26 protein-coding genes are annotated in these 23,345 nt (G+C 71.4%); 11 read left to right on the top strand and 15 right to left on the bottom strand.

The features are described from left to right. Position 1: 1 nt before the first annotated feature. From cysD to ACZ601_RS05875, 9 genes are all read right to left on the bottom strand, one after another. A complete protein-coding gene (gene cysD / locus ACZ601_RS05915; RefSeq protein ID WP_469533411.1) occupies positions 2 to 937 on the bottom strand; it encodes a sulfate adenylyltransferase subunit CysD in 936 nt (311 codons plus the stop codon). Next, complete coding sequence (gene cysC / locus ACZ601_RS05910; RefSeq protein WP_469533408.1) at positions 934 to 1,479, bottom strand: adenylyl-sulfate kinase; 546 nt, start codon at positions 1,477 to 1,479, stop codon at positions 934 to 936. The genes cysD and cysC overlap by 4 nt, the downstream gene beginning before the upstream one ends. 23 nt (positions 1,480 to 1,502) lie before the next feature. Beyond that, complete coding sequence (locus ACZ601_RS05905; RefSeq protein WP_469533405.1) at positions 1,503 to 2,219, bottom strand: phosphoadenylyl-sulfate reductase; 717 nt, start codon at positions 2,217 to 2,219, stop codon at positions 1,503 to 1,505. Further along, entirely contained in the window at positions 2,216 to 2,395 is a 180-nt protein-coding gene (locus ACZ601_RS05900; RefSeq protein WP_440573918.1) for a hypothetical protein, read from the bottom strand. The genes ACZ601_RS05905 and ACZ601_RS05900 overlap by 4 nt, the downstream gene beginning before the upstream one ends. Then, positions 2,392 to 4,089, bottom strand: a complete 1,698-nt coding sequence (locus tag ACZ601_RS05895) for a nitrite/sulfite reductase (RefSeq protein ID WP_469533403.1) — start codon at positions 4,087 to 4,089, stop codon at positions 2,392 to 2,394. The genes ACZ601_RS05900 and ACZ601_RS05895 overlap by 4 nt, the downstream gene beginning before the upstream one ends. Before the next feature lie 114 nt (positions 4,090 to 4,203). After that, positions 4,204 to 4,287, bottom strand: a complete 84-nt coding sequence (locus tag ACZ601_RS05890; RefSeq protein WP_309486338.1) for a putative leader peptide — start codon at positions 4,285 to 4,287, stop codon at positions 4,204 to 4,206. A gap of 161 nt (positions 4,288 to 4,448) precedes the next feature. Continuing rightward, on the bottom strand, positions 4,449 to 5,078 hold the full coding sequence (locus tag ACZ601_RS05885) for a GNAT family N-acetyltransferase (RefSeq protein WP_469533400.1): 630 nt from the start codon (positions 5,076 to 5,078) through the stop codon (positions 4,449 to 4,451). A gap of 113 nt (positions 5,079 to 5,191) precedes the next feature. Next, positions 5,192 to 6,472 (bottom strand): helix-turn-helix domain-containing protein, encoded by a 1,281-nt coding sequence (locus ACZ601_RS05880; protein WP_440573915.1) that lies wholly within the window; start codon positions 6,470 to 6,472, stop codon positions 5,192 to 5,194. 266 nt (positions 6,473 to 6,738) lie between these two features. Next, on the bottom strand, positions 6,739 to 8,376 hold the full coding sequence (locus tag ACZ601_RS05875; protein WP_469533396.1) for an acyl-CoA dehydrogenase family protein: 1,638 nt from the start codon (positions 8,374 to 8,376) through the stop codon (positions 6,739 to 6,741). Positions 8,377 to 8,393: 17 nt separating this feature from the next. On the opposite strand from ACZ601_RS05875, the gene ACZ601_RS05870 reads away from it, so the two are divergent. Continuing rightward, positions 8,394 to 9,557, top strand: coding sequence for a YihY/virulence factor BrkB family protein (locus tag ACZ601_RS05870; RefSeq protein ID WP_469533393.1), 1,164 nt, complete (start codon positions 8,394 to 8,396; stop codon positions 9,555 to 9,557). A gap of 9 nt (positions 9,558 to 9,566) precedes the next feature. Here the strand turns inward: ACZ601_RS05870 and ACZ601_RS05865 are convergent, their stop codons facing one another. After that, the gene (locus ACZ601_RS05865; protein WP_440573912.1) at positions 9,567 to 9,977 is read right to left on the bottom strand and encodes a CU044_2847 family protein; all 411 of its coding nucleotides are present in this window, start codon (positions 9,975 to 9,977) and stop codon (positions 9,567 to 9,569) included. A gap of 65 nt (positions 9,978 to 10,042) precedes the next feature. Here ACZ601_RS05865 and ACZ601_RS05860 point away from each other — a divergent pair, with 65 nt between their 5' ends. Beyond that, positions 10,043 to 10,741 (top strand): DUF6597 domain-containing transcriptional factor, encoded by a 699-nt coding sequence (locus ACZ601_RS05860; protein ID WP_469533390.1) that lies wholly within the window; start codon positions 10,043 to 10,045, stop codon positions 10,739 to 10,741. Here ACZ601_RS05860 and ACZ601_RS05855 read toward each other — a convergent pair. Beyond that, complete coding sequence (locus ACZ601_RS05855) at positions 10,738 to 11,181, bottom strand: VOC family protein (RefSeq protein WP_469533387.1); 444 nt, start codon at positions 11,179 to 11,181, stop codon at positions 10,738 to 10,740. The genes ACZ601_RS05860 and ACZ601_RS05855 overlap by 4 nt on opposite strands. Before the next feature lie 10 nt (positions 11,182 to 11,191). Continuing rightward, a complete protein-coding gene (locus ACZ601_RS05850; RefSeq protein WP_469533386.1) occupies positions 11,192 to 12,733 on the bottom strand; it encodes a 3-hydroxyacyl-CoA dehydrogenase in 1,542 nt (513 codons plus the stop codon). A 181-nt stretch (positions 12,734 to 12,914) separates the two neighbouring features. Between ACZ601_RS05850 and ACZ601_RS05845 the strand changes: the two genes are divergently transcribed. After that, positions 12,915 to 13,811 (top strand): LysR family transcriptional regulator, encoded by an 897-nt coding sequence (locus tag ACZ601_RS05845; protein ID WP_469533383.1) that lies wholly within the window; start codon positions 12,915 to 12,917, stop codon positions 13,809 to 13,811. 37 nt (positions 13,812 to 13,848) lie between these two features. Further along, the gene (locus tag ACZ601_RS05840) at positions 13,849 to 15,075 is read left to right on the top strand and encodes an acetyl-CoA C-acetyltransferase (RefSeq protein WP_469533380.1); all 1,227 of its coding nucleotides are present in this window, start codon (positions 13,849 to 13,851) and stop codon (positions 15,073 to 15,075) included. A gap of 124 nt (positions 15,076 to 15,199) precedes the next feature. Here the strand turns inward: ACZ601_RS05840 and ACZ601_RS05835 are convergent, their stop codons facing one another. Both ACZ601_RS05835 and ACZ601_RS05830 read right to left on the bottom strand, forming a co-directional pair. Further along, positions 15,200 to 16,429 carry an FAD-dependent monooxygenase gene (locus tag ACZ601_RS05835; RefSeq protein ID WP_469533378.1) on the bottom strand — a complete coding sequence of 410 codons (1,230 nt, stop codon included), beginning with the start codon at positions 16,427 to 16,429 and terminating at the stop codon, positions 15,200 to 15,202. Positions 16,430 to 16,627: 198 nt separating this feature from the next. Further along, positions 16,628 to 17,494 (bottom strand): chaplin, encoded by an 867-nt coding sequence (locus ACZ601_RS05830; RefSeq protein ID WP_469533376.1) that lies wholly within the window; start codon positions 17,492 to 17,494, stop codon positions 16,628 to 16,630. 436 nt (positions 17,495 to 17,930) lie between these two features. On the opposite strand from ACZ601_RS05830, the gene ACZ601_RS05825 reads away from it, so the two are divergent. The 6 genes from ACZ601_RS05825 to ACZ601_RS05800 all read left to right on the top strand — a co-directional run bounded on the left by ACZ601_RS05825 (position 17,931) and on the right by ACZ601_RS05800 (position 21,096). Beyond that, a complete protein-coding gene (locus ACZ601_RS05825) occupies positions 17,931 to 18,332 on the top strand; it encodes a rodlin (protein WP_311302463.1) in 402 nt (133 codons plus the stop codon). Between the two features lie 293 nt (positions 18,333 to 18,625). Then, positions 18,626 to 18,859, top strand: coding sequence for a chaplin (locus ACZ601_RS05820; RefSeq protein WP_440578447.1), 234 nt, complete (start codon positions 18,626 to 18,628; stop codon positions 18,857 to 18,859). A gap of 448 nt (positions 18,860 to 19,307) precedes the next feature. Next, positions 19,308 to 19,598, top strand: coding sequence for a hypothetical protein (locus ACZ601_RS05815; protein ID WP_371775459.1), 291 nt, complete (start codon positions 19,308 to 19,310; stop codon positions 19,596 to 19,598). A 182-nt stretch (positions 19,599 to 19,780) separates the two neighbouring features. Then, on the top strand, positions 19,781 to 20,191 hold the full coding sequence (locus ACZ601_RS05810) for a rodlin (RefSeq protein ID WP_123527393.1): 411 nt from the start codon (positions 19,781 to 19,783) through the stop codon (positions 20,189 to 20,191). 186 nt (positions 20,192 to 20,377) lie between these two features. Then, positions 20,378 to 20,569, top strand: a complete 192-nt coding sequence (locus ACZ601_RS05805; RefSeq protein ID WP_469533369.1) for a hypothetical protein — start codon at positions 20,378 to 20,380, stop codon at positions 20,567 to 20,569. 119 nt (positions 20,570 to 20,688) lie between these two features. After that, positions 20,689 to 21,096 carry a rodlin gene (locus tag ACZ601_RS05800; protein WP_311302458.1) on the top strand — a complete coding sequence of 136 codons (408 nt, stop codon included), beginning with the start codon at positions 20,689 to 20,691 and terminating at the stop codon, positions 21,094 to 21,096. A gap of 130 nt (positions 21,097 to 21,226) precedes the next feature. Here the strand turns inward: ACZ601_RS05800 and ACZ601_RS05795 are convergent, their stop codons facing one another. Beyond that, positions 21,227 to 21,727, bottom strand: a complete 501-nt coding sequence (locus ACZ601_RS05795) for a DUF5949 family protein (RefSeq protein ID WP_440578700.1) — start codon at positions 21,725 to 21,727, stop codon at positions 21,227 to 21,229. A gap of 386 nt (positions 21,728 to 22,113) precedes the next feature. Here ACZ601_RS05795 and rsgA point away from each other — a divergent pair, with 386 nt between their 5' ends. Continuing rightward, entirely contained in the window at positions 22,114 to 23,277 is a 1,164-nt protein-coding gene (rsgA, locus tag ACZ601_RS05790; protein WP_469533366.1) for a ribosome small subunit-dependent GTPase A, read from the top strand. The last annotated feature ends 68 nt before the right edge of the window (positions 23,278 to 23,345 follow it).

The following is a 23,345-nucleotide window of genomic DNA, read 5'->3' as shown; positions in this document are numbered from 1 at the left end:
GTTAGAAGTACCCCTCGCGCTTGCGGTCTTCCATCGCGGCCTCTGACATCTTGTCGTCGGCGCGGGTCGCGCCCCGCTCGGTGAGCCGGGAGGCGGCGATCTCGGTGATGACGGCGTCCAGGGTGGTGGCGTCGGAGTCGACGGCGCCGGTGCAGGACATGTCCCCGACCGTGCGGTAGCGGACCTGGCGGGTCTCGACCGTCTCGTGCTCCTTGGGGCCGCCCCAGTCGCCGGCGGTCAGCCACATGCCGGAGCGGCTGAAGACCTCGCGTTCATGGGCGAAGTAGATCTGCGGGAGTTCGATGCCCTCGCGCTCGATGTACTGCCATACGTCCAGCTCGGTCCAGTTGGAGATCGGGAAGACCCGGACGTGCTCACCCGCGGCGTGCCGGCCGTTGTACAGCTGCCACAGCTCGGGGCGCTGGCGGCGCGGGTCCCACTGGGAGAACTCGTCGCGCAGCGAGAACACCCGCTCCTTGGCGCGGGCCTTCTCCTCGTCGCGGCGGCCGCCGCCGAACACCGCGTCGAAGCGGTGCTGCTGGATCGCCTCGGTCAGCGGCACGGTCTGGAGCGGGTTGCGGGTGCCGTCGGGGCGCTCGCGGAGCTTTCCGGCGTCGATGTACTCCTGGACGGAGGCGACGTGCAGCCGCAGCCCGTGCTCGGCGACCGTGCGGTCGCGGTACTCCAGGACCTCGGGGAAGTTGTGCCCGGTGTCCACGTGGAGCAGTGTGAACGGCACCGGCGCGGGCGCGAACGCCTTGAGCGCCAGGTGCAGCATCAGGATCGAGTCCTTGCCGCCGGAGAACAGGATCACCGGCCGCTCGAACTCCCCCGCCACCTCACGGAAGATGTGCACCGCCTCGGACTCCAGGGAGTCCAGGTGGCTGAGTGCGTACGGATTGGCGGTGCCTTCCGACACAGTCGCGACGGTCGTCACGCTGCACCCCTCTCGCTCAGCAGCGCGTACAGCTCCGCCGCGGACTCCTGCACGGTCTGCTGGTGCGACTCGATCCGCAGGTCCGGCGATTCGGGGGCCTCGTAGGGGTCGTCCACCCCGGTGAGCCCGCTGATCTCGCCCGCCGCCTGCTTGGCGTAGAGCCCCTTCACATCGCGCACCGAGCACACCTCGACCGGTGTGGCGACGTGCACCTCCAGATACGCGGTGCCCTGGGCCTGGTGCCGCTTGCGGACCGCCTCCCGGCTGTCCGCGTACGGTGCGATGACGGGGACCAGCACCTTCACTCCGTTGGCCGCCAGCAGTCCGGCGACGAAGCCGATCCGAGCCACGTTGGTGTGCCGGTCCTCGCGGGAGAAGCCGAGGCCCGCGGAGAGGAACTCCCGGATCTCGTCGCCGTCGAGCACCTCCACCCGGTGGCCCTCGCCGCGCAGCCGCGCGGCGAGTTCGCGGGCGATGGTGGTCTTGCCCGCGCTCGGCAGACCGGTCAGCCAGATGGTGGCTCCCGTCTCCGTCACGCTCATCGAAGTCTCCTGATCAGTCGTCATCAGCCGTGCAGCCCGCACTCGGTCTTGCCGCTCCCGGCCCAGCGGCCGGCGCGCGCGTCCTCGCCCTCCAGCACCCGGCGGGTGCAGGGCGCGCAGCCCACGGAGGCGTATCCGTCCATCAGCAGCGGGTTGGTGAGCACCCCGTGCTCCGCGACGTACGCGTCGACGTCGTCCTGGGTCCAGCGGGCGATCGGTGAGACCTTGACCTTCTGCCGCTTCTCGTCCCAGCCGACCACCGGGGTGTCCGCCCGGCTGGGGGACTCGTCGCGGCGCAGCCCGGTCGCCCAGGCGGTGTACGAAGTCAGGCCGTCCTCAAGGGGGTTGACCTTGCGCAGCTTGCAGCAGAGGTCGGGGTCGCGGTCGTGCAGCTTCGGCCCGTACTCGGCGTCCTGCTCGGCGACGGTCTGCCGGGGGGTCAGCGTGATGACGTTGACGTCCATCACCGCCTCCACCGCGTCGCGGGTGCCGATCGTCTCGGGGAAGTGGTAGCCGGTGTCCAGGAAGACCACGTCCACGCCCGGCAGGGCCCGGGAGGCGAGGTGCGCGACGACCGCGTCCTCCATCGAGGAGGTGACGCAGAAACGCGGCCCGAAGACGCGGGCCGCCCAGTCGAGGATCTCCGTCGCGGAGGCGTCCTCCAGCTCCCGTCCGGCCCGCTCCGCCAGCTCCCTGAGCTCCCGCGACGTGAGCTTCTCGACTTGCAGCGTGTCCGTCATATCCCGTCCCCTCCAACGTCGTTGCGCGTCAGCCCCCGGGACAGCAGGCCCAGGAACTTCAGTTGGAACGCCCGGTTGCAGGAGGCGCATTCCCAGGCCCCGTGTCCCGTCTCGTGCGGGCGCAGGTCCTCGTCACCGCAGTAGGGGCAGTGGAACGGTGCGGCGCGCTCGCTCATGACAGCGACTCCGCACTGGCCCGCGCCGCCCAGGTCGCGAAGCGCTCGTCGCCCTCGCGCTCCTTCTGGAAGTTCCCGAGGACCCGCTCGACGTAGTCGGGCAGTTCGTCGGAAGTGACCTTCAAGCCGCGGACCTTGCGGCCGAAACCGGCCTCCAGGCCCAGCGCACCGCCCAGGTGCACCTGGTAGCCCTCCACCTGGTTGCCCTCGCCGTCCAGCATGAGCTGGCCCTTGAGGCCGATGTCGGCGGTCTGGATGCGGGCGCAGGCGTTGGGGCAGCCGTTGATGTTGATGGTCAGCGGCTCGTCGAACTCCGGCATACGGCGCTCCAGTTCGTCGATGAGCGAGGCGCCGCGCGCCTTGGTCTCGACGATCGCCAGCTTGCAGTACTCGATGCCGGTGCAGGCCATCGTGCCCCGGCGGAAGGGGGACGGCTTCACCTGGAAGCCGAGCTCTTCGAGACCGGCCACCAGGGAGTCGACCTGGTCCGGCTCCACGTCGAGGATCAGCATCTTCTGCTCGACGGTGGTGCGCAGCCGGTCGGAGCCGTGTGCGGCGGCCAGATCAGCGATCTTGGCGAGGGTGGGACCGTCGACCCGGCCGACCCGGGGCGCGAAGCCCACGTAGAGGCGGCCGTCCTGCTGCTCGTGGACGCCCACGTGGTCGCGCCAGCGGCTGCTGGGCTGCTCGGGGGCGGGGCCGTCGAGCAGCGGCCGCTTGAGGTACTCGTCCTCCAGCACCTGGCGGAACTTGACGGGCCCCCAGTCGGCCATCAGGAACTTCAGCCGGGCACGGGTGCGCAGCCGCCGGTACCCGTAGTCACGGAAGATCCCGACGACACCGGCCCAGACGTCGGAGACCTCGGCCAACGGCACCCAGGCGCCCAGGCGTTCGGCGAGCCGGGGGTTGGTCGAGAGGCCGCCGCCGACCCAGAGGTCGAAGCCGGGGCCGTGCTCGGGGTGGACGACGCCGACGAAGGCGATGTCGTTGATCTCGTGGACCACGTCCTGCACGGGGGAGCCGGAGATCGCGGTCTTGAACTTGCGCGGCAGGTTCGAGAACTCCTTGCTGCCGATGTAGCGGTCGTGGATCTCGTCGACCGCCGGGGTCCCGTCGATGATCTCGTCGGCCGCGATCCCCGCCACCGGGGAGCCGATGATCACGCGCGGGCAGTCGCCGCAGGCCTCCGTCGTGGACAGGCCGACGGCCTCCAGCTTCTCCCAGATGGCCGGGACGTCCTCGATGCGGATCCAGTGCAGCTGGATGTTCTGCCGGTCGGTGACATCGGCGGTGCCCCGCGCGTACTCCTGCGAGACCTCGCCGATCGCCCGCAGCTGCGCCGCCGTCAGCCGGCCGCCGTCGATGCGGACCCGGAGCATGAAGTACCGGTCGTCCAGCTCCTCCGGCTCCAGGACCGCGGTCTTGCCGCCGTCGATCCCGGGCTTGCGCTGCGTGTACAGGCCCCACCAGCGCATGCGTCCACGAAGGTCGTTCGGGTCGATCGAGTCGAACCCGCGCTTGGCGTAGATCGTCTCAATGCGTGTCCGCACGTTGAGACTGTCATCGTCCTTCTTGAACTGCTCATTGCCGTTGAGGGGGGTGTAGTGCCCCAGGGCCCACTGACCTTCGCCGCGGTGGCGTCCCGCCTTGCGGCGAGGTGCGGCGGGCGCAGGCTGTTCCGGGGTAGCGGCCATGACGGTACGTCCTTCTGGACTGCGGGAGGGCGGCTCTGAACTGCACACTCGCGTCTGGGCGCGGCGGTGCGCAGGGTTTGCAGAGGAAAGGGATCGCGGCGGTGCTGGAAACTCTCAGCTCGCCGGACAGATGGCGCTGGACATGCGGCCGAGGTCGACGTGGCGTCGACTCACCAAGGCAATTCCAGTTCCAGACATGACGGAAGCGTGTCACGCGGATCTCGGAGCAGTCCACCACTATCCATGATGTGGACGAGACTGTCCCGTCAGGTGAGACACTGTGGCGCCCGTCACTGGGGAGACGGGCGCCGGGCCACCCGGATATCCGGACAACCGTGCGCATTTCCCCGGGAGTCGGGTTACGGAAGCAGCTCCCGGCCGGAACCCGCCCATGGCCCCGGAGTCGCCACGTCGGGCTCCAGCTCGGTCCTGGTGTCGAAGAGCCGGAAGCCTCGGCGCAGGTAGTTGTCCATGGCGTGCGGACCGTCCTTGGAGCAGGTGTGCAGCCAGACCCGCTTCGTCGCCGGCCGCTCCTGCCACCGCTCCGCCAGGTCCCAGGCACGGGCCACCCCGTACGAGAGCAGATGACCGCCGATCCGGCGCCCCCGGAACGCCGGTATGAGACCGAAGTACATGATCTCGACCACGCCGTCGTCCTGCGGGTCCAGCTCGATGTAGCCGGCCGGTGTCCCGTCCGCGTAGGCCACCCACGTCTCCGCGCCGGGCCGGTCCAGCGCCTCCTGCCACTGCGCATACGTCATCGACAGCCGGTCCGTCCACCGGATGTCACCGCCGACCGCCGTATAGAGGAAGCGGCTGAACTCGGGCAGCGGCACCCCGGACCGGACGATCCGGACATCCCCCTCCGGTGCGGCGGAGGGCCGCAGATCATCGGGGGAGGTCTGCTCCAGCGACCAGACGGTCACCTCGGCGGTCACCTCGGCGGTCGGTTCTGCGGTCGGTTCTGCGGGGCGCTCGGGGTTGCTCATGACTGCCAGAGAACCATGCCCCCGGGCCCCGGCCCAATCCGGTCCCGGCAGCCGGGCGGCCGCGACCTGCGCGAACGCCGTTCAACGAGCGCTCCGGCCGGGCGCGCACCCGTTCAACGCGCGCTGCGCGCCGCCGTCACCACCGGGGCGTTCGAGCGCGGCAGCAGATCGCCCGGGTGCTCCGGGTGGATCACCTCCACCTCGACCCCGTCACCGAAGCGGTAGGGGCGGTGTGCCAGGACCTCCGCGAGATGGCGCCGCAGCCGGGAGATCTCGGCCCGCACCGTCACCGTCCTGGTCGGATCACCGAAGATGTCCTGCGCCAGCTCGGAGGCGGTACGCCCCTCGCGGTGCAGCGCCAGCGCGAACAGCAGCTCCGCGTGGCGCGGGGACAGCCGCTGCGTCCAGGTGCCCACCGGGCTCACCACGTTCACCGCGAGTCCGCGCGGCCGGCTCAGGTCGAGCACGACCCGGCGCGGCGGGCTGTCCATCGCACCGTCCGCCACCTGCACCAGCCAGCCCCCCGGCAGCGGCTCGACCCGGCACATCCCGAGCGAGGGCAGCCACACCCGGCCCGGCCGCAGCGACTTGGGCAGCGGCAGCCGGTCCACCGGCGGCATCCCGGTGACCGCCGCCAGCCAGCCGTTGCCGTCCACGGCCAGCGCCCGGCCGCCCAGCCGGCACAGCATCGGCGCCGCCACCGAGCGCAGCCGGTCGATGGACTCCAGATGCCGGGTCCTGATCTCGCTCTCCGCCAGCCGCGCCACCGAACCCACCAGGGCGAGCGTCGTCGGATGGAAGGTCGACGCGGGGCCGCTGATGTCGACGATCCCCATCAGCCGGCCGTCCCTCGGATCGCGCACCGGGGCCGCCGCACACGTCCACCCGTGCAGACTGCGCACGAAGTGCTCCGCGGAGTGGACCTGCACCGGGCCGCGCGCGGCGATCGCCGTACCGATCGCGTTGGTGCCGGTGCTCTCCTCCGACCAGGCGGCGCCCTCCGCCAGACAGATGTCGTCGGCCCGGCGCAGCACCCCCGTGTTGCCCTGGCGCCACAGCACCCGGCCCTCCACATCGGTGACCACCATGATCTGCTGCGAGGCGTCCGCGATGGCCGTCAGGGCGTCACCGAGCAGCGGCATCACCTCGCCCAGCGTGGAGCTCCTGCGCCGGTGCTCGATCTCGTCCGGCTCCAGCAGGACGCTGTGGGTGGACTTCTCCGGATCGACCCCGCTGCGCAGCACCCGGTTCCACGAGTCCCCGATCTCGGCCCGCGGCGCGAGCGGGGTGCGGTCACCGGCCAGCCGCGCCTCGCGGGCCCGGTGGATCAGGCGGCTGGCCCGGTCCGACTCCCGGACCGCCAGCCGCATCACATCGACAGGACGTGCCTCCATGCCGGATCCCCCCTGGAGCCTTTGATACCCGTGTCAAGGACGCGGGGCCCCATCCTGCCGCTGCCGGGGTCCCGATGCCGCAACTCCACACAATGGTTGCAACCCTCTGCAACTCTGGCGACGCTCCCCGGTCCGTACAAGAGTGGCGGTACACCGGACGGCGCGGCCTCGGCCTCGTAGCCCGGTGTGTACAGCATGGGGGGTGGTGCCGTGTCGGCGCAGCACCACCTCCCGTTGCTGCCCCCGCGCGCGCCCGGGGACGGAGGTCAGCCCTCCACGGGCCGCGCCCGTGCCACGACCGACGCCAGATCCAGGGTGTGCGGCAGCGTCCCGAACGCCGAGCCCCAGTCGCCGCCCAGCCGTGAGGCGCAGAACGCGTCGGCGACCTCCGGCGGCGCCCAGCGCACCAGCAGCGAGCCCTGCAGCACCAGCGCCAGCCGCTCCACCAGCCGCCTGCCCCGCGCCTCGATCCCGGCCAGATCCGCCAGCTCGGTCAGCAGGTCCTTGATCGCCCGGTCCAGCCGGTGATCGGCGCCCCGCGCCAGGCCGACCTCGGAGAGGAACGCGTTCAGCGCCAGCGGCTCGCGTTGCAGCGCCCGCAGGACGTCCAGCGCCTGTACGTTCCCCGAGCCCTCCCAGATCGAGTTGAGCGGCGCCTCACGCAGCAGCCGGGGCATGCCGGAGTCCTCCACGTAGCCGTTGCCGCCCAGGCATTCGAGCGCCTCGCCCACCAACGGCGTGCACCGCTTCGTCACCCAGTACTTGGCCGCCGGCACCGCGATCCGCAAGAACGCCGCCTCGCTCTCCGTCCCGGCGTCGTAGGCGGCCGCCAGCCGCATCGCCAGCACCGTCGCCGCCTCCGACTCCAGCGCCAGATCGGCCAGCACGTTGCGCATCAGCGGCTTGTCCACCAGCACCCCGCCGAACGCGCTCCGGTACGTGGCGTGGTGCACCGCCTGCGCCACCGCCTGCCGCATCAGCGCGGCGGAGCCGGTCACACAGTCCAGCCGGGTCGCCGCCACCATCTCGATGATCGTGCGCACCCCGCGCCCCTCCTCACCGATCCGGCGGGCCCACGTACCGTCGAACTCGACCTCGGCCGAGGCGTTGGACCGGTTGCCCAGCTTGTCCTTGAGCCGCTGGATGGCGAACGCGTTGCGGGTGCCGTCCGGCAGCACCCGGGGCAGCAGGAAGCACGTCAGGCCGCCGGGCGCCTGCGCCAGGACCAGGAACCCGTCGGACATCGGCGCAGAGCAGAACCACTTGTGCCCGGTGAGCAGGTACTCGCCCTCGCCGGACAGCGGCTCGGCACGCGTCGTGTTCGACCGGACGTCCGTGCCGCCCTGCTTCTCCGTCATGCCCATCCCGAGGAGCACCCCGCCCTTGTCCCCGGCCGGCCGCAGCCCCTCCTCGTACACGTGCGAGGTCAGCAGCGGCTCCCAGAAGGCGGCCGCCGCCGGATCGGTGCGCAGCGCGGGCACCGCCGCGTGCGTCATCGAGAGCGGGCAGCCGTGGCCCGCCTCCGCCTGCGTCCAGACCAGGAATCCGGCCGCCCTGCGCACATGCCCGCCCGGCCGGTCCCAGGCGTCGGTCAGTCCTGCGGAGACCGCGTGCCCGAGCAGCCGGTGCCAGGCGGGATGGAACTCCACCTCGTCGACGCGGTTCCCGTACCGGTCGTGGGTGCGCAGCCGGGGCGGGTTCTCGTTCGCCTGCGCGCCCCACCGCTGCGCCTGCGCGGAACCGGCGGACCGGCCGAGCCGGACCAGCCCGGCCCGCGCCTCGTCGAGCAGTTCCGGCGGGAGGTGCCGGTCCACGGCCTCGGTGAGCGCGAGGTCCGCGGAGAAGACGTCGTAGCCGAGCAGGGGAGGGGGCTGGTTGGACACTGTGTGGGTGGTGGCTGCCATGCCGATACGGTAAGGACGTGCAGGCAGCAAATGAAACACCCGAGCGGCCACCGGGCCGGCTCCACCGGGCGCGAGTCCTCTACCGCAACGTCTCCAAGCGGCAGATGGCCTGGCAACTGCTCAAGGACACCGTCAACTCGTGCATGGAGTACCGCATTCTGGGACTCGCGGCCGAGGCGGCGTTCTTCACCCTGCTCTCCCTGCCGCCGCTGCTGCTGGGACTGATCGGCCTGCTCGGTTACGTCGACGAGTGGACCAGCACCACCACGGTCGCCTCCATCGAGAACAACATCCTCAGCGCGGCGCAGACCGTGCTCTCCCAGCGGGGCGTGAACGACTTCGCCAAACCGCTCCTGGCGGACGTCACCACCGGGGCCCGGCCCGACGTCATCTCGATCGGTTTCGCGATCGCGCTCTGGTCCGGCTCCCGCGCGGTCAACGTCTTCATCGACACCATCACCGTGATGTACGGGCTCGACGGCCAGCGCGGCATCGTCAAGACCCGGATGCTCGCCTTCCTGCTGTACGTGGTGGCGCTGCTGCTCGGCGCGATCGTGCTGCCGCTCCTGGTCGTCGGCCCGGACCGGGTCGTGGAGTACATCCCCTGGGGCACCGAGCTGATAAGCGTCATGTACTGGCCCCTGGTGATATTGCTGTCCATCGCCTTCCTGACGACCCTCTACCACGTGTCCGTCCCCGTCCGCTCGCCCTGGATCGAGGACACCCCGGGCGCGCTGATGGCGCTCGCGATCTGGGTGCTGGGCAGCTTCCTGCTGCGGATCTACCTCACGAGTACGGTCGAGGGCCCGACGATCTACGGATCGCTCGCCGCACCGATCGCGGTACTGCTGTGGATAGGCGTCTCCGCGTTCGCGGTGCTGGTGGGCGCCGCCGTCAACGCCGCCATCGACCGGGTGTGGCCCTCGGTCGCGACGGCCGCGGCCCGTGCGGCCAACGACCGGGTGCGCGCGGTCCAGGCGGCGGAGTTCGTGGCCCGCACCCAGGCGGAGAGCTGGGACGGGGACACGGACGACGAATACGGGGACGAGGGCGACAGCCCCTACATGCCGTCCGAGTTCCCGGAGCGCTGGTCCCGGTTCCTGCCGCCCGACGACGTGAAGTCCAGGCTCCAGCCGAGCCGCGAGAAGGAGCCGGACAAGCCGTACCAGCCCGGCGAATGAGAGCGGCCGTCAGCCGACGGCGGCGGGAGGCTGCGGCGGGGCCTGCGGGGCCTGCGGTGGCTGAGCGGCCTGGGCCGGCAGTACGGGCTGCGGCGGCGGGGTGGAGCCGGGCGACCATGACAGCTTGACCGTCAGATGGCCCTCCACCGCGCTCTTCGCGATCACGGCCCCGGCCTCGGTGGTGATCTTCACCCCGAACTCGATCTCCACCCCGTCCGGCTTCAGCGTGCCGTCCCGGAACACCGCGAGTGCCGATTCCGCCGCCGCCCGGATCCCCTGGAGCGCGTGGTCGAAGGTGTGCCCGGAGCGGGCCAGGGCGTTGCCGTCCCGCGCGACCAGCCGCGCACCCGGAGCATGCCGGTCGACCTCGACCGTCACCGTCGCGCCGCTGTCGGTGGTGAATTCCATCAGTGCAGCCATGACCGCCCCCGGGATGCCGATTCCGCCCGTTTTCCCTGCGCCCGTCCTCGGAAGAGACTAGTGGGATGGGTGACCGTTACGTAGAGCGCGCGTCGAGACTCGACGGCGCGAAAGTGTGGACGCTGACCGTGCCACCGGGCTCGGCCCACCCGGTGCTGCCCGACGGTTGCATGGACCTGCTCTGGATCGGCGGCAGGCTGCTCGTCGCGGGTCCGGACACCCGTGCGGAACCCACCTCCGTGACCGACGGCGGCAGCTTCGCGGGCATCCGCTTCGCCCCCGGCACGGCTCCCGCGCTGCTCGGCGTACCGGCGCACGAGCTGCGCGACCGCCGGATCGCGCTGGCCGGGCTGTGGCCGGACGCGGAGGTCCGCGAGCTCACCGAACGGGTCGCGGAGGCCGAGGAGCCGGCCGCCGCGCTGGAGGAGATCGCCCTGCGCCGGGCGGCCGCCACTGCGCCCCCGGACCCGCTGATGACGTTCGTCGCCGCGCAGCTGGACGGCGGCCGGTCCGTCGCGGACACGGCACGGGCGGCCGGTCTCGGCGCACGCCAGCTGCATCGCCGCTCCCTGGCGGCCTTCGGATACGGCCCGAAGACGCTCGCCCGGGTGCTGCGGCTCCAGCGCGCGCTGGCCCTCGTACGGTCCGGAACGCCGTACGCGGACGCCGCCCTCGCGGCGGGCTGCGCCGACCAGGCGCATCTCGCCCGTGAGGTGCGTGAACTGGCCGGCACCACCCTGACCGCATACCTCGCCGATTCCTAGGATGCGGCGGCGAACAGCGAGACCGCGCAGCCGTCCGGGTCGAGGACGACGGCGTACCGCTGCCCCCACACGGCGTCCCACGGCTTGAGATGGCCCCGGTATCCGGCGCCCGTCAGCTCCGCGTAGACGGCGTCGACCTCCGCCGGGCTGTCGCAGAGGAAGGCGAGACCGAGGCGCTCACCGCCCTTCGGACCCGACCACTCGGGGTCGAAGGACCGGACGACGTCCTCGGTGTCCCACAGCAGACGCTGTCCGCCCGGGAGCGTCACTTCGACATGGGGTGCGGATTCCGCCTCCGCCGGGATGTCGAGGCCCAGCCGACGGTAGAAGGCGAGTGATGCGGGCAGATCCGCGGTGGTGATGCTGATCGCGTCGAGTCGTGGAGTCATGATCCGACCGTAGGCCGGGCGCCCGCCGGAGGTCTTGTACGAATCGGTCATGCCCGGCCCCTCAGAGGCACTGCTCCGGGGAGGTGCCCGGATCCGTCAGGGCCAGGCCGAGGGCGGCGCGTTCGGTGACCCAGCGGGTCGGGCGGTGGCGCGGGTCGCCGGTCGTCGCGTACAGGGCCCGGTGCAGCTCCAGCATCCGGGCCGCGCCGATCCGGTCGCCCCAGGCCAGCGGCCCGACCGGGTAGCCGAGACCGGTGGTCACCGCCGGATCGATATCGGCGGGGGCCGCCAGCGCGCGTTCCGCGATCGACGCGGAGACCGACACGATGGAGGCGAGCAGCCGCTGCGCGACCGTGCCCGCCGTGTCCCGCACCACGGAGACCGCGAACGGCTCGCCGCCGTCCGCCGCCCGTGCCAGCACCGCGCGGGCGTCCCGCGCGGCCCCCGGTTCCACGGCGGGTGTCACCGCGAGGACCCGGCGGCGCCCGGCGGCGGGCAGCGGGTCCACGCCGAAGGTGCGCCCGGCGGGCAGCCGGTGCGCGGCGACCGCGGAGGCGACCGTGGTGCCCCAGACCGGAACCAGCACCAGCGCCCCGGCCGACGGCTGCGCCCCCGACTCGACCGTGGCGCCGGTCGCGGTCAGCGTCTCGCGCAGCGCGGCGGCGTCCCGGTCCTGGTGCGCGGCGGCGAAGACGTGCACCGGGCGGTCCGCGTCGCCGGAGACCGGCGCCTCCTCGGCCGGGGCGGGCGCCTCGGAGCCGTACGCGAACCAGCCTCTGCCGGTCTTGCGGCCGAGCAGCCCGGCGGTCACCCGGTTCGGGGTCAGGTAGGAGGGGCGCAGTCGGTCCTCGTGCCGGAAGCCCTCCCAGATCGAGTCGATGACGGCGGCCGTCACATCGAGTCCGGTGAGGTCCATCAGCTCGAACGGGCCCATCCGCAGGCCGAGTACGTCCCGGGCGATCCGGTCGATGCCCGCCGGGTCGCTGACGTTCTCCTCCAGCAGCGCGAGCGCCTCCGTCACGAGTCCCCGCCCGGCGTGGTTGACCAGGAAGCCGGGAGTGTCGGCGACCGTGACCGCGCGGTGGCCGCAGCTCTCCACGAGTGCGGTGAGCAGCGGCGGGATGTCCGGCCGGGTGGCCGCTCCGGGCACGACCTCGACGATCCGCATCAGCGGCACCGGGTTGAAGAAGTGCAGCCCGGCCAGGCGGGTCGGGTCCTTGAGCGTGGCGGCGATCCGGGTCACGGACAGCGAGGAGGTGTTGGTCGCGAACACGGCGGAGCCCGGCAGCGCCTGCTCCAGCCGGCCGAAGACCTCCGCCTTGGTGGTGAGGTCCTCCCGCACGGCCTCGATGACCAGTTCGACCTCAGGGCCCGCCGCCCACGGGTCCTCCAGCGGGACGAGACGTGCCACGGCGGCCGCCGCCTCTTCGGCGGTCGTCCGGCCCTTCTGGACGGCCCGCTCCAGCATGGAGCGTACGAAGCCGGCCGCCTCGGTCACCGCCTCCGTCCGAACGTCGCACAGCTCGACGGTGTGTCCGGCCACGGCTGCCCACTGGGCGATGCCGCGGCCCATGGCTCCGGCTCCGACGATCCTGATGCGCATGGCGGTTACGGTCCTCTCGGGGTGGGACAGCCGGATCGATCCGATGGTTCCCGCAGATCTTCGTGGGGGCTGCGGGTGCGTCGCCCCACCGTGTCAGCGCCCATTGATCGGTGTCCAATACCGAATTAAGGTCGGATCGAGACGATTCACTGATCAATGGCGGTTGAGGCAAGGGGCGGACATGGAACTGCGCCATCTGTCCGCGTTCGTCGCCGTGGCCGAGGAGCTGCACTTCGGCCGGGCCGCCACGCGGCTCCAGATGGCCCAGCCGCCGCTGAGCCAGCAGATCCGGCAGCTGGAGAAGGAGCTGGGCGTCCAGCTCTTCGAGCGCAACACCCGTTCGGTCCGGCTCACCGGTGCGGGGGAGTCGTTCCTCCAGCCGGTACGTACCGTGCTCGACGGCCTCGACGTCGCGGTACGGGCCGCGAAGGCGGCGGGCCGCGGTGAGTACGGCCGGGTCAGCATCGGCTTCGCGGGCGCCTCCAGCCACGAGACGCTGCCCCGGCTGACCCGGGCGGTGCGCGCCGCCCACCCCGGCATCGAGCTGGTGATGAGGGGCCAGACCTACGCCAACGTCGCCCTGGCACGGGTCGCGGACGGCTCGCTCGACCTGGGGTTCGTACGGTTGCCGGTGACGCAGCCGGGCGTGGCCCACCGGGTGATCGACCAGGAGGAGCTGGTCTGCGCGCTCCCGTCCGACCATCCGCTCGCCGCCCGGGACAGCGTCTCCATCGAGGCCCTGGCCGGGGAGCCGTTCGTCTCCTTCCCCGCCAACACCGGCTCCACCGTGCGCGACGCGATGGTCGGTGCCTGCGAGGCCGCCGGGTTCAACCCCCGGGTGGTGCAGGAGGCGCCCGACTCGTACACGATCATGGCGCTGGTCGCCGCGGGCGTCGGGGTGACCCTCACCGTCACCTCCGTCCAGCACATCCAGCAGAACGGCCTCGTCTACCGCCCGCTCGCCGGTCCGCCCATCCGCCGGCAGGCGGCCCTGGCCTGGCGGGCAGAGAACCCGTCCGCCGCCCTGCGCGCGGTGCTCGCGGTCGCGGAGGACGCCCTGCCCACACCGTCCGCGTGACCGTCCGCCCCGCCCCACCTCCCCGAAAGGCCCCGCCGTGCCCGACAGAGACGACGTCGTGATCTGCGAACCGCTGCGCACTCCCATCGGCCGCTTCGGCGGAGCGCTCGCGGGGCAGGCGCCGGCCTCCCTCGCCGCGCTCGTCATCGCCGAGGTCGTCGCCCGCACCGGAATCGACCCGGACCGGGTCGACGAGGTGATCCTCGGGAGCGCCTACCCGTCCGCGGACGCCCCCGCCCTCGGCCGGGTCGCCGCGCTCGACGCCGGGCTCCCTCAGTCCGTCACCGGCACCCAGATCGACCGCCGTTGCGGCTCCGGGCTACAGGCCGTCCTCGACGCCGCGATGCAGATCAGGGCCGGTTTCAGCGAGGTGGTGATCGCGGGCGGCGTCGACGTGATGAGCGCGGCCCCCTACTACACGCACGACGGCCGCTGGGGCATCAAGGGCCCCGGCCTCCAGCTCCACGACTCGCTCGCCCGGGGCCGGGTCACGGCGGGCGGCGTCAACCATCCGGTGCCCGGCGGCATGATCGAGACCGCCGAGAACCTGCGCCGGGAGTACGGCATCAGCCGCGCCGACCAGGACGCCCTGGCCCTGCGCTCGCAGCAGCGGGCAGGCCGGGCCGTGTCCGAGGGCCGGTACGAGGCGGAGACCGTCCCCGTCACCGTACGCACCGGCAAGCGCGACACGGTCGTCACCGCCGACGAGCACCCGCGCCCCGACACGACCGCAGAGCAACTCGCCGGGCTCCGCCCGATCATGGGCAAGTCCGACCCGGCGGCCACCGTCACCGCGGGCAACGCCAGCGGCCAGAACGACGCGGCCGCCGCCTGCCTGGTGACCGGCGCCGCCACGGCGGAACGGCTCGGCCTCACCCCGCTCGTCCGGCTGGTCTCCTTCGCCCGCGCCGGGGTACCCGCCGCGACCATGGGCATCGGCCCCGTCCCCGCCACCCGCACGGCGCTCTCCCGCGCCGGGCTCACCCTCGCGGATCTGGACCTGATCGAGCTCAACGAGGCCTTCGCCGCCCAGGTGCTGGCCTGCACCCGCGAACTGGGACTCGGCGAGAAGGACCACGAGCAGCGGATCAACGTGAACGGCTCCGGCATCTCGCTCGGCCACCCGGTCGGCGCCACCGGCGCCCGCATCCTCGCCACCCTCACCAGGGAACTGCACCGCCGCGAGGGCCGGTACGGGCTGGAGACCATGTGCATCGGCGGCGGGCAGGGACTCGCCGCGGTCTTCGAGCGCGTCGCGGCCTGACACCCGCCATATCCGGACAGCCCTCAGCGGCTTGGCCGCACGCGACTCGTGACCCTGTTCAAGCCCGTCCGGCGATTGAGGACAGCGCGGGACCGAAGGCCGCGCAACCCGCACCCCCGGCCCGTCACCCCGCCACCCTCCCGTGCAGGTAACTGTCCGCCCCGTCCAACGTCGCTCGGGACCACTCCGCCACCTCCGCCGCCCCCATCGCTTCCCAGTCCGGGGGCCGTTCGACCATCGCCCGCCCCAGCCTGCGCCCCAGGGCGACGAGCCGGGCCCCCTCCGGCTGCCGCTCCGCCGCGTACCCGCGCAACGCCTCGGCAGGGGAGGACGCCCCGCGCAGGACGCGCTCCAGACAGAGCGCGTCCTGCAACGCCTTGGTCGCACCGCTGGCGGTGTGCGGCCTGGTGATGCTCGCCGCGTCGCCCGCCAGCAGGAACGGCGGATCGGCCACCCGGGGCGGATCGAAGTCGGTCACCGGGTGGTACGCCATGGACGTGTGCTCGCCCCCGCCGACGAGAGCGGCCCAGTCCGCGGGGAAGTACTCCCGCGCGATGTGCCGTACGTACGTCTCGTGCGCGGCCGTCCACGTCGCCGGAGGAGGGGAGCCGTAGATGGCGTACGCGAGCAGCCGGGATTCCGGCGCGCTGCCGGGAATCAGATAGAAGATCCCGTGCCCGCCCCGGTATCCGAGCGTGATCCACGCGCCGCTCAGCAGCTCCAGCACCTGCGGGTGACCGGCGAGCGCGGTGAGCGGCAGCGTGCCGCGCCACACGGCGTACCCCGCCGGGACCGGCCCCGCCCCGGGGGCGACGGCCTCCCGGGTGACGGACCTCGGCCCGTCCGCCCCGACGACGATGTCGTACACGTGCTCCGCGTTTGCCGTCCGGAGCACGGCGCCGCCCGAGGGGTGACGCCGCACCCCGGTGACGGGCTGCCCGCGGTGGTACCGCACGGCGGCTCCGGTGTTCGCACGCAGGGTGCGCCACAGCAGCCCCCAGTGACAGGCAGTCACCGCACCTTCCTGGCGGGCCAGTTCCCGCGCGGACGGGTGACCGTCCTGCCGGGCGAGCCAGACCCTGGAGGGCGCCGGAACCGTCGGCATGCCCGCGTCCAGATAGCCGGCCGCGACCAGCTCCCGGTGCAGCCCCGGCGGAATCGCGATGCCGAACCCCCGGTCCTCCAGGGCCGCTTCGCTGCGCTCGTGGACCGTCACCTCCGCACCGGCCCTGGCCCCGGCGATCGCCATCGCGCACCCGGCGATGCTCCCGCCGACCACCCCGATCCGTAAGACCGCTCCCGCCACGTCCACCACCACTTCCCGGTCGCCCCGCCCGCTGTCCGTCGCACCCATTGAACGGTCGCGGGCCGGGGAACGTCCAACCGCGCTTCGGCCGTTGGACGTACGGCCTTGGGCCGGTTACGGGGAGACGGTCACCTCCGCGGTGCCCTGGGCCCGCGTGCACAGCAAGCTGGAGGCCCGGTCGGACAGCGTGTGCTGTCCGACCGGGCCTCCAAGGACTGTCGTTACCGCTCGGGGGGCAGGCTCCTCTCAGCCCTGCGACTTGCGGCTGCGGCGCATCAGCAGGCCGCCACCGAGCACCATCGCGGCGCTGGCGCCACCGGCGATACCCAGGTTGCTGTTCGCACCGGTGTGCGCCATCTGCGGCGGCTTGTGGTGGTGCGCCGGCTTGTGGGGGTGCCAGGCGTGCGTCGGCGGGTTGTGCGTGGGCGGGTTGTGCGTCGGCGGGTTGTGGGTCGGGGGGTTGTGCGTGGGCGGGTTGTGGTGCGGGGGGTGGTGAGGCGGGTTGTGCGTGGGCGGCTTCGGCGGGTTGTGGTGGTGGCCGGGAGGGCAGTCGCCGTTGTGGTGATGGTGGTGGTGGCCCGTCGTCGGGGGCTTCGGCGGGTGCGTGGGCGGGTTGTGGTGCGGCGGCTTGTGGTGCGTCGGCGGCTTGTGGTGCGTCGGGGGCTTCGGGGTCTCGTTCCCGCCCTCGCTGTTCTCGCACTTGTTGCCGAACGCCGGGTTCAGCAGACCGACCACGTCGACCGTGTTGCCGCAGGCGTTGACCGGGACGTCGACCGGGGCCTGGATCAGGTTGCCCGACAGCACACCGGGGGAGTTGGCCGCGACGCCGTTGGCGCTCGCGCCCTGGGCGTCGCCGCTGCCCGATCCACCGCCGCTGTTCTCGCACTCGTTGCCGAACGCCGGGTTCAGCGCGCCGATCACGTTGACCGTGTTGCCGCAGACGTTGACGGGCACGTGCACCGGCACCTGCACGGTGTTGCCCGAACCGACCCCGGGCGAACCGATGGCGGCCCCGTCGGCAGAGGCGTCCGCGAACGCGTAGCCGCCGGAGGCGGTCAGGATGCCTGACGCCGCCGCCATGACGAGCACGCTTTTACTCAAGGCTTTTCGCATTCGTTGCCCTTCCTTAGGACATTTCGCGCGGGCGCATTGCCCGCAGTTCATTCATCAGCCGTGCAGCAACCGTCGGGCGTGCCAGTACTGCTGGGTGAGCGTCCCGTCGGGCGGGCTTGACTTCACCCATAACGACGCCGGGGTGACAGGGAAACGTGGAATCCGTGAAAATAATGTGACCACCCGAACGGATTACGAAAGGGTGTTCGTTTCCTGGATTCGAGTCATTGGACCGTGCTCTGTGCCGTTCGGCTGAAAGGGAGTTGAGGTCTGAATCGAAACACATGACTACCGAATGTTCGGTGCATTTACGCGCCTCTTTCGTACGGGTGTCCGCCGACTCCCGGCATTCGGGTGAATGGACATAACCAAACGTCCGGAAGCGAGTTGGTCAGTGCGCTCCGGTACGGGGCATCCAGTACGAGAAGGGTTCATCGTGATCAAGAAGGTCCTGGCTACGGGTGCCGTTGCCGCCTCCATCCTCGGTCTCGGCGCCGCGCAGGCGATGGCCATCGGCAACGACGGCGGCACCACGTCGGTCAACGGGAACGGCGCCTCGCAGTCGTTCGGCAACGCCGAGACCCACGGCGACGGCAGCCCCCAGTTCGGCCTGGTCCAGGGCTCGCTGAACAAGCCCTGCGTCGGCCTGCCGCTCAAGGCCAACGTCGGTTCGCTGATCGGCCTCGTCCCGATCGCGGTCCAGGACGTCAACGTCCTGTCCTCGCCGCAGAACCAGCAGTGCACCGAGAACTCCACCCAGGCCAAGGGCGACGAGGCGCTGTCGCACATCCTGGACGACATCCCGGTCCTCTCCGGCAACGGTGCCGGCAACCGCTGATCCAGCTGTGCACAGGCCCCGGGCCGCCGGCGCTCCTCCTCCGCGCGGCCCGGGGCCTGCTGCTGCCCTCCAGGGGGCTCGCCCACGAGCGTTCCGCTGACCGTGACAGTGACGTCGCGTGACCGGAACTGCGTCATTCGGGCGGACTTCGAGGAATCTTCAGCCAGAAGAGTTTCGCTTACCGTCTTAAATCGTTACGAATTACAGCGGCGGAGTTACGAGTGGCCAGAACCCGCGCTCGTGCGGCACGAGATTCGTTGCCGCTCCGGACTCCGTCAAAGAAAGGGTTGAAAGTGAAGTACACCAAGATTGCCGCCGTTGCCGCCGGAACCCTCATGGCGATCGGTGCGGCCACCCCGGCCTTCGCCGACTCCGGCGCCGAGGGTGCGGCCGTGGGCTCCCCGGGCGTCCTGTCCGGCAACACCATCCAGGTCCCGATCCACGTGCCGGTCAACCTGTGCGGCAACACCGTGAACGTCATCGGTCTGCTGAACCCGGCCTTCGGCAACACCTGCGTCAACGCCTGACCGTTGTACCGCTGAGCCGGTCTCGGCACCGGTCTGCCCCGGATCGCATCTCCTGCGATCCGGGGCTTTCCTCTTTCCTGCACCCTCCGTCCCGGGAGTTCGCGGCCCTGCCCGGACACGGTGAAAAGACCTGAGCCGTTTCCACCGGCCCGGGGCGCGGTGCGCCGGCGGCTGGGGGCAGACATCCGGGCGGGCGCGCGGGACGGAGCACCGACAGTCCACCACCGAAATGTGTCCGCTGTCCCGCAGTCACACTCGATTCAGTGATTAGTCATGCAATCAATCGAGTGGTCCGGTGAGTCGTTCCGAGAAAAGCAGAAAGCTCCAGTTGCCCGGCCGCAATCGGGTCGTTAGCCATGGGGAAAGCGGCAGAAGTCACAGCTAAAGAAGGCTGGTGCGGCGCGGGGACGCGACCGAAACAGCTGCCGCCGCAGAAGGGAACCTGAAAGTGAAGTACGCGAAGACCGCCGCGTTCGTTGCCGGCTCCGTGGTCGCTCTCGGAACGGCTGCTCCCGCCTTCGCCGTTACCACCGCGACGGCTCCGAACTTCAGCCTCGACGGCGGGATCAACCAGGTGGTGGCCGCGGCTCCGCAGGCCGTCGACCCGATCGTCGACACCGTCGACGGTGCCACCAGCAAGCTGCAGAAGGACGGCACCGTCACCAAGCTCGCCGGACAGGCCACCGGTGCGGCCAAGGGTGCCGCCCCGCTCGTCGGCGGTCTCCCGCTCGGCGGCTGACCCCTGCCGGGACGGCGGTTGCCGATCCGAAGGGTTCCACACCGCTCCGGTGCCGTGCCACCCGTGAACGGGCGGATGACAGAAGCACCGTTCGAGTGAAGTGCCACAACCATTCCCGCAGCCGCGAGTTGATCAAAGCGCTCAGGTCAGCGGGCAACAGTAAAACCCAGAAGGGCTAGTCAATGATCAAGAAGATTATGGCCTCGGCGGCCGTCGCCGCCTCCATCGTCGGCGTCTCCGCCGCAGTGGCCCCCTCGGCCATGGCGATCGGCAACGACCAGGGCACCACCTCGGTCAACGGCAACGGTGCCATGCAGTCGTACGGCAACTCCGCCACCCACGGCGACTGGAGCCCGCAGTTCGCGCTCATCCAGGGCTCGCTCAACAAGCCCTGCATCGCGCTGCCCGCCAAGGTCAACGCCGGTTCGCTGCTCGGCGTCGTGCCGATCTCGGTCCAGGACCTCAACGTCCTGTCGTCGCCGCAGAACCAGCAGTGCACCGAGAACTCCACCCAGGCCAAGGGTGACGAGGCGCTGTCGCACATCCTGGACGACATCCCGATCCTGTCCGGCAACGGTGCCGCCAACGACTAGTCCCACCCGTTGTACCCATGGGGCCGACCCGTCCGCCCGGCAGCCGATCTCCGGCCGCCCGGACGCGTCGGCCCCATGTCGTTACCCGGGGTGCGGTCCTGCGGCTGCCCCGAAAAGGGCCGGTCCACTGGGCCGGTTGCCGTAGTGGCACCGGGCGCTTTCCGTCGTACCGGGTATGGCCACCTCATGGACCAGTACGACAGCAGGAGCCCCCAGGACCGCCGCCGGCCCGCGGAAGGCGGCACACCGATCTACGACCGCCTCGTCGCCGAATGGCAGGCGACCCGGGGCGATCCGGAGCCCGTGGAGCCCGATTCGCCCCGCACCGCCGGCCTGGTGCCGGCGGCGCGCACCTCGGGCGAGGGCTTCCCGGGTTGACGAGAGGGTGTCGAACTTACGCGGGATCGAACCCATTTGAGTGGTACTGCGCAACTGTCGGGGCTGTACGCGGTTGATCAGTACGTCCCAGAACGGGGCGTTCCGAAAGGTGAAGTGTGATGAAGAAGATGATGGCCGGCGCGGCCGTAGCCGTGTCCATGGTCGGCCTGTCCGCCGCGATGGCACCTGCGGCCATGGCGATCGGTAACGACCAGGGCACGACGTCGGTCAACGGCAACGGTGCCCAGTCCTCCTACGGCAACAGCGTGACCCGGGGCGACGGCAGCCCGCAGGCCCAGCTCATCCAGGGCACGCTGAACGACCTCTGCCTCGGCGTGCCGGTCAAGGCCAACGTCGGTTCGCTGATCGGCCTCGTCCCGATCGCGGTCCAGGACGTCCAGGTCCTGTCCAACCCGCAGAACCAGCAGTGCGCCGACAACTCCGTCCAGGCCAAGGGCGACGAGCCCCTGTCGCACCTGGTGGACGGCATCCCGGTCCTCTCCGGTAACGGCGTCGCCAACAACTGACGCCCGACACACGTGCTGCGGGCGGTCCGGGAAGTCCCGGGCCGCCCGTCGTGCGTCCGCGGTGCACCCGGGAACGCACGATGCCCACCACTCCACGGGGGGTGGTGGGCATCGCGCTTTCCCGGTGCGGTCAGCCCAGGCTGCGTACCGGCAGCACGCAGTGCGCGGAGGTCGCGATGACGTCCGGGTGTCCGGCGAAGGACCGCAGTGCGTCCTCGGTCACCGGGTTGCCCGGCGCACCCTGCGGCCAGGGGCGGGTGGCGAACATCGCCTGTACCTCGCCCTGTTCGCGGGCGGCGGCCAGCCACTCCGGCCGGGCCGGGTACTGGGCGGTGAAGTGAGGCAGCGTCAGGACGGCCTGGCCCGCCTGGATGAGCAGTTTCACCGGGAGGCCGGGGGTCTCGTCGGCGCGCACCGGGGCGCCGCCGATGTGCAGCCCGCTGCGTTCCAGCGCGATGCGCATGGCGCCCTCGCCGGCCGCCGGGCCGTCCGATCCGTCGCCGAGCGAGTACCCGAGCAGGAAGGCGACTTCCCGGCCGTTGTGGGGATGTTCGCCGCTCCAGCCGATCAGGGTGAGGGTGCCCAACTGGGCCTGGGTGAAGGTGCCGCTTGCTGTCTGGGGGGAGGTCATGTCCGGCACCCTAACCGGCTGTGACAGGTCGATCCCCACGCGGATCACTCGATCGAGGGATAGTTCGGGATATCTTCGCTCCCGGGCTTTGGAGCGGTCCGCTCCGGAGCACCCGGTGTCGAGTGCCGGGACAGGGCGTCGCGTTAATTCGGTTGACGCCACCCGGCCGCCCCGCGCTATCGTTTGGGACGTTACGGACGGCGGGACAACAGCGCCGGTCCCGGACCGGGTGTGACCAGGAGGTGAGGACATTGATGACTGTCATTGCGGTGGGCGCTGCCCACGAGCCGAAGTGCATCTGTCCCACCCCCGTGGCCGCCGGCTGACCTTCTTCGACTTCTGCGCCGCCGTGCGCAGTGCCGGGGCCACCCTGTGAAGGGTTTCCCTTGTCTCTCCCGATCTCCTCCTCTTCCTTCTCCTCCTCCCCGTCGCACCCGCTGGCCGCGTACGGCTGGGACGACGGCTGGGCGGCCGAGTTCGCCCCGTACGCCGCACAGGGGCTGCTGCCTGGCCGCGTGGTCCGGGTGGACCGAGGGCAGTGCGACATCGTCACCACCGTGGGCACCGTCCGCGCCGACACCGCGTTCGTCGTGCCCCGCGACCCGATGCGCATCGTCTGCACGGGCGACTGGGCCGCCGTCGACCCCGAGGGCGACCCGCAGTTCGTCCGTACGCTGCTGCCCCGGCGGACCGCGTTCGTCCGCTCCACCTCGTCCAAGCGCTCCGAGGGACAGGTGCTCGCCACCAACGTCGACCACATCGCCATCTGCGTCTCACTCGCGGTGGAACTCGACCTGGGGCGGGTCGAACGGTTCCTGGCCCTCGCCATGTCCAGCACCGGCGGCGACGCGCTGCTGCGTGACGGGGATTCCGCCGGCGACGGGGCGGCCGAGACGATCGTCGTGCTCACCAAAGCCGACCTGGTCCCGGACGCCGCCACACTGTCCTACCTCGTCCAGGACATCGAGCGCCTCGCCCCGGGGGTTCAGGTGCTGCCCGTCAGTTCCGCCACCGGTGAGGGCGTCGACGTGTTCGCCGCGATCGTCTCCGGCGGTACGAGCGTGCTGCTCGGGGCCTCCGGCGCGGGCAAGTCCACCCTCGCCAACACCCTGCTCGGGTACGACGAGATGGAGGTGCAGGCCACCCGAGACATGGACGGCAAGGGCCGGCACACCACCACGACCCGCAACCTCCTGGTACTGCCCTCCGGCGGTGTGCTCATCGACACCCCGGGACTGCGCGGGGTCGGCCTGTGGGACGCGGAGGCCGGCGTCGGCCAGGTCTTCTCCGAGATCGAGGCGCTTGCCGAGCAGTGCCGGTTCCACGACTGCGCCCACGAGGCGGAGCCGGGCTGCGCGGTGCGGGCGGCGCTCGCGGACGGGTCGCTGCCCGAGCGCCGGATGGACAGCTACCGCAAGCTGCTGCGCGAGAACCAGCGCATCGTCGCCAAGACCGACGCCCGGCTCCGCGGCGAGATCCGGCGCGACTGGAAGCGCAAGGGTGCCGAGGGCCGGGCCGCCATGGAGGCCAAGCGCGGCCGGGTCCAGTAGGCCTGTCCGCGAAGCCTCCTCCGGCCGGGGCCCTGGTCGGCGTCCGAAAACCGCGAGTGCGATGACGC

Source organism: Streptomyces sp. NPDC104307 (genome assembly GCF_055584045.1).
Note: the sequence above shows the minus strand (reverse complement) of the source record. Positions and strands in the feature narration are given on the sequence as shown.

What these genes read in the sequence shown, in the direction of transcription:
- ACZ601_RS05835 (WP_469533378.1), bottom strand. Translation starts at nt 16,429, where the DNA reads ATGGGTGCGACGGACAGCGGGCGGGGCGACCGGGAAGTGGTGGTGGAC.
- ACZ601_RS05860 (WP_469533390.1), top strand. Translation starts at nt 10,043, where the DNA reads ATGGGTGACCGTTACGTAGAGCGCGCGTCGAGACTCGACGGCGCGAAA.
- ACZ601_RS05855 (WP_469533387.1), bottom strand. Translation starts at nt 11,181, where the DNA reads ATGACCGATTCGTACAAGACCTCCGGCGGGCGCCCGGCCTACGGTCGG.
- ACZ601_RS05905 (WP_469533405.1), bottom strand. Translation starts at nt 2,219, where the DNA reads ATGACGGACACGCTGCAAGTCGAGAAGCTCACGTCGCGGGAGCTCAGG.
- ACZ601_RS05805 (WP_469533369.1), top strand. Translation starts at nt 20,378, where the DNA reads ATGGACCAGTACGACAGCAGGAGCCCCCAGGACCGCCGCCGGCCCGCG.
- ACZ601_RS05900 (WP_440573918.1), bottom strand. Translation starts at nt 2,395, where the DNA reads ATGAGCGAGCGCGCCGCACCGTTCCACTGCCCCTACTGCGGTGACGAG.
- ACZ601_RS05880 (WP_440573915.1), bottom strand. Translation starts at nt 6,472, where the DNA reads ATGGAGGCACGTCCTGTCGATGTGATGCGGCTGGCGGTCCGGGAGTCG.
- ACZ601_RS05830 (WP_469533376.1), bottom strand. Translation starts at nt 17,494, where the DNA reads ATGCGAAAAGCCTTGAGTAAAAGCGTGCTCGTCATGGCGGCGGCGTCA.
- ACZ601_RS05895 (WP_469533403.1), bottom strand. Translation starts at nt 4,089, where the DNA reads ATGGCCGCTACCCCGGAACAGCCTGCGCCCGCCGCACCTCGCCGCAAG.
- ACZ601_RS05810 (WP_123527393.1), top strand. Translation starts at nt 19,781, where the DNA reads ATGATCAAGAAGATTATGGCCTCGGCGGCCGTCGCCGCCTCCATCGTC.
- ACZ601_RS05850 (WP_469533386.1), bottom strand. Translation starts at nt 12,733, where the DNA reads ATGCGCATCAGGATCGTCGGAGCCGGAGCCATGGGCCGCGGCATCGCC.
- ACZ601_RS05865 (WP_440573912.1), bottom strand. Translation starts at nt 9,977, where the DNA reads ATGGCTGCACTGATGGAATTCACCACCGACAGCGGCGCGACGGTGACG.
- ACZ601_RS05885 (WP_469533400.1), bottom strand. Translation starts at nt 5,078, where the DNA reads ATGAGCAACCCCGAGCGCCCCGCAGAACCGACCGCAGAACCGACCGCC.
- ACZ601_RS05845 (WP_469533383.1), top strand. Translation starts at nt 12,915, where the DNA reads ATGGAACTGCGCCATCTGTCCGCGTTCGTCGCCGTGGCCGAGGAGCTG.
- ACZ601_RS05795 (WP_440578700.1), bottom strand. Translation starts at nt 21,727, where the DNA reads ATGACCTCCCCCCAGACAGCAAGCGGCACCTTCACCCAGGCCCAGTTG.
- ACZ601_RS05890 (WP_309486338.1), bottom strand. Translation starts at nt 4,287, where the DNA reads ATGTCTGGAACTGGAATTGCCTTGGTGAGTCGACGCCACGTCGACCTC.
- ACZ601_RS05800 (WP_311302458.1), top strand. Translation starts at nt 20,689, where the DNA reads ATGAAGAAGATGATGGCCGGCGCGGCCGTAGCCGTGTCCATGGTCGGC.
- cysC (WP_469533408.1), bottom strand. Translation starts at nt 1,479, where the DNA reads ATGAGCGTGACGGAGACGGGAGCCACCATCTGGCTGACCGGTCTGCCG.
- ACZ601_RS05875 (WP_469533396.1), bottom strand. Translation starts at nt 8,376, where the DNA reads ATGGCAGCCACCACCCACACAGTGTCCAACCAGCCCCCTCCCCTGCTC.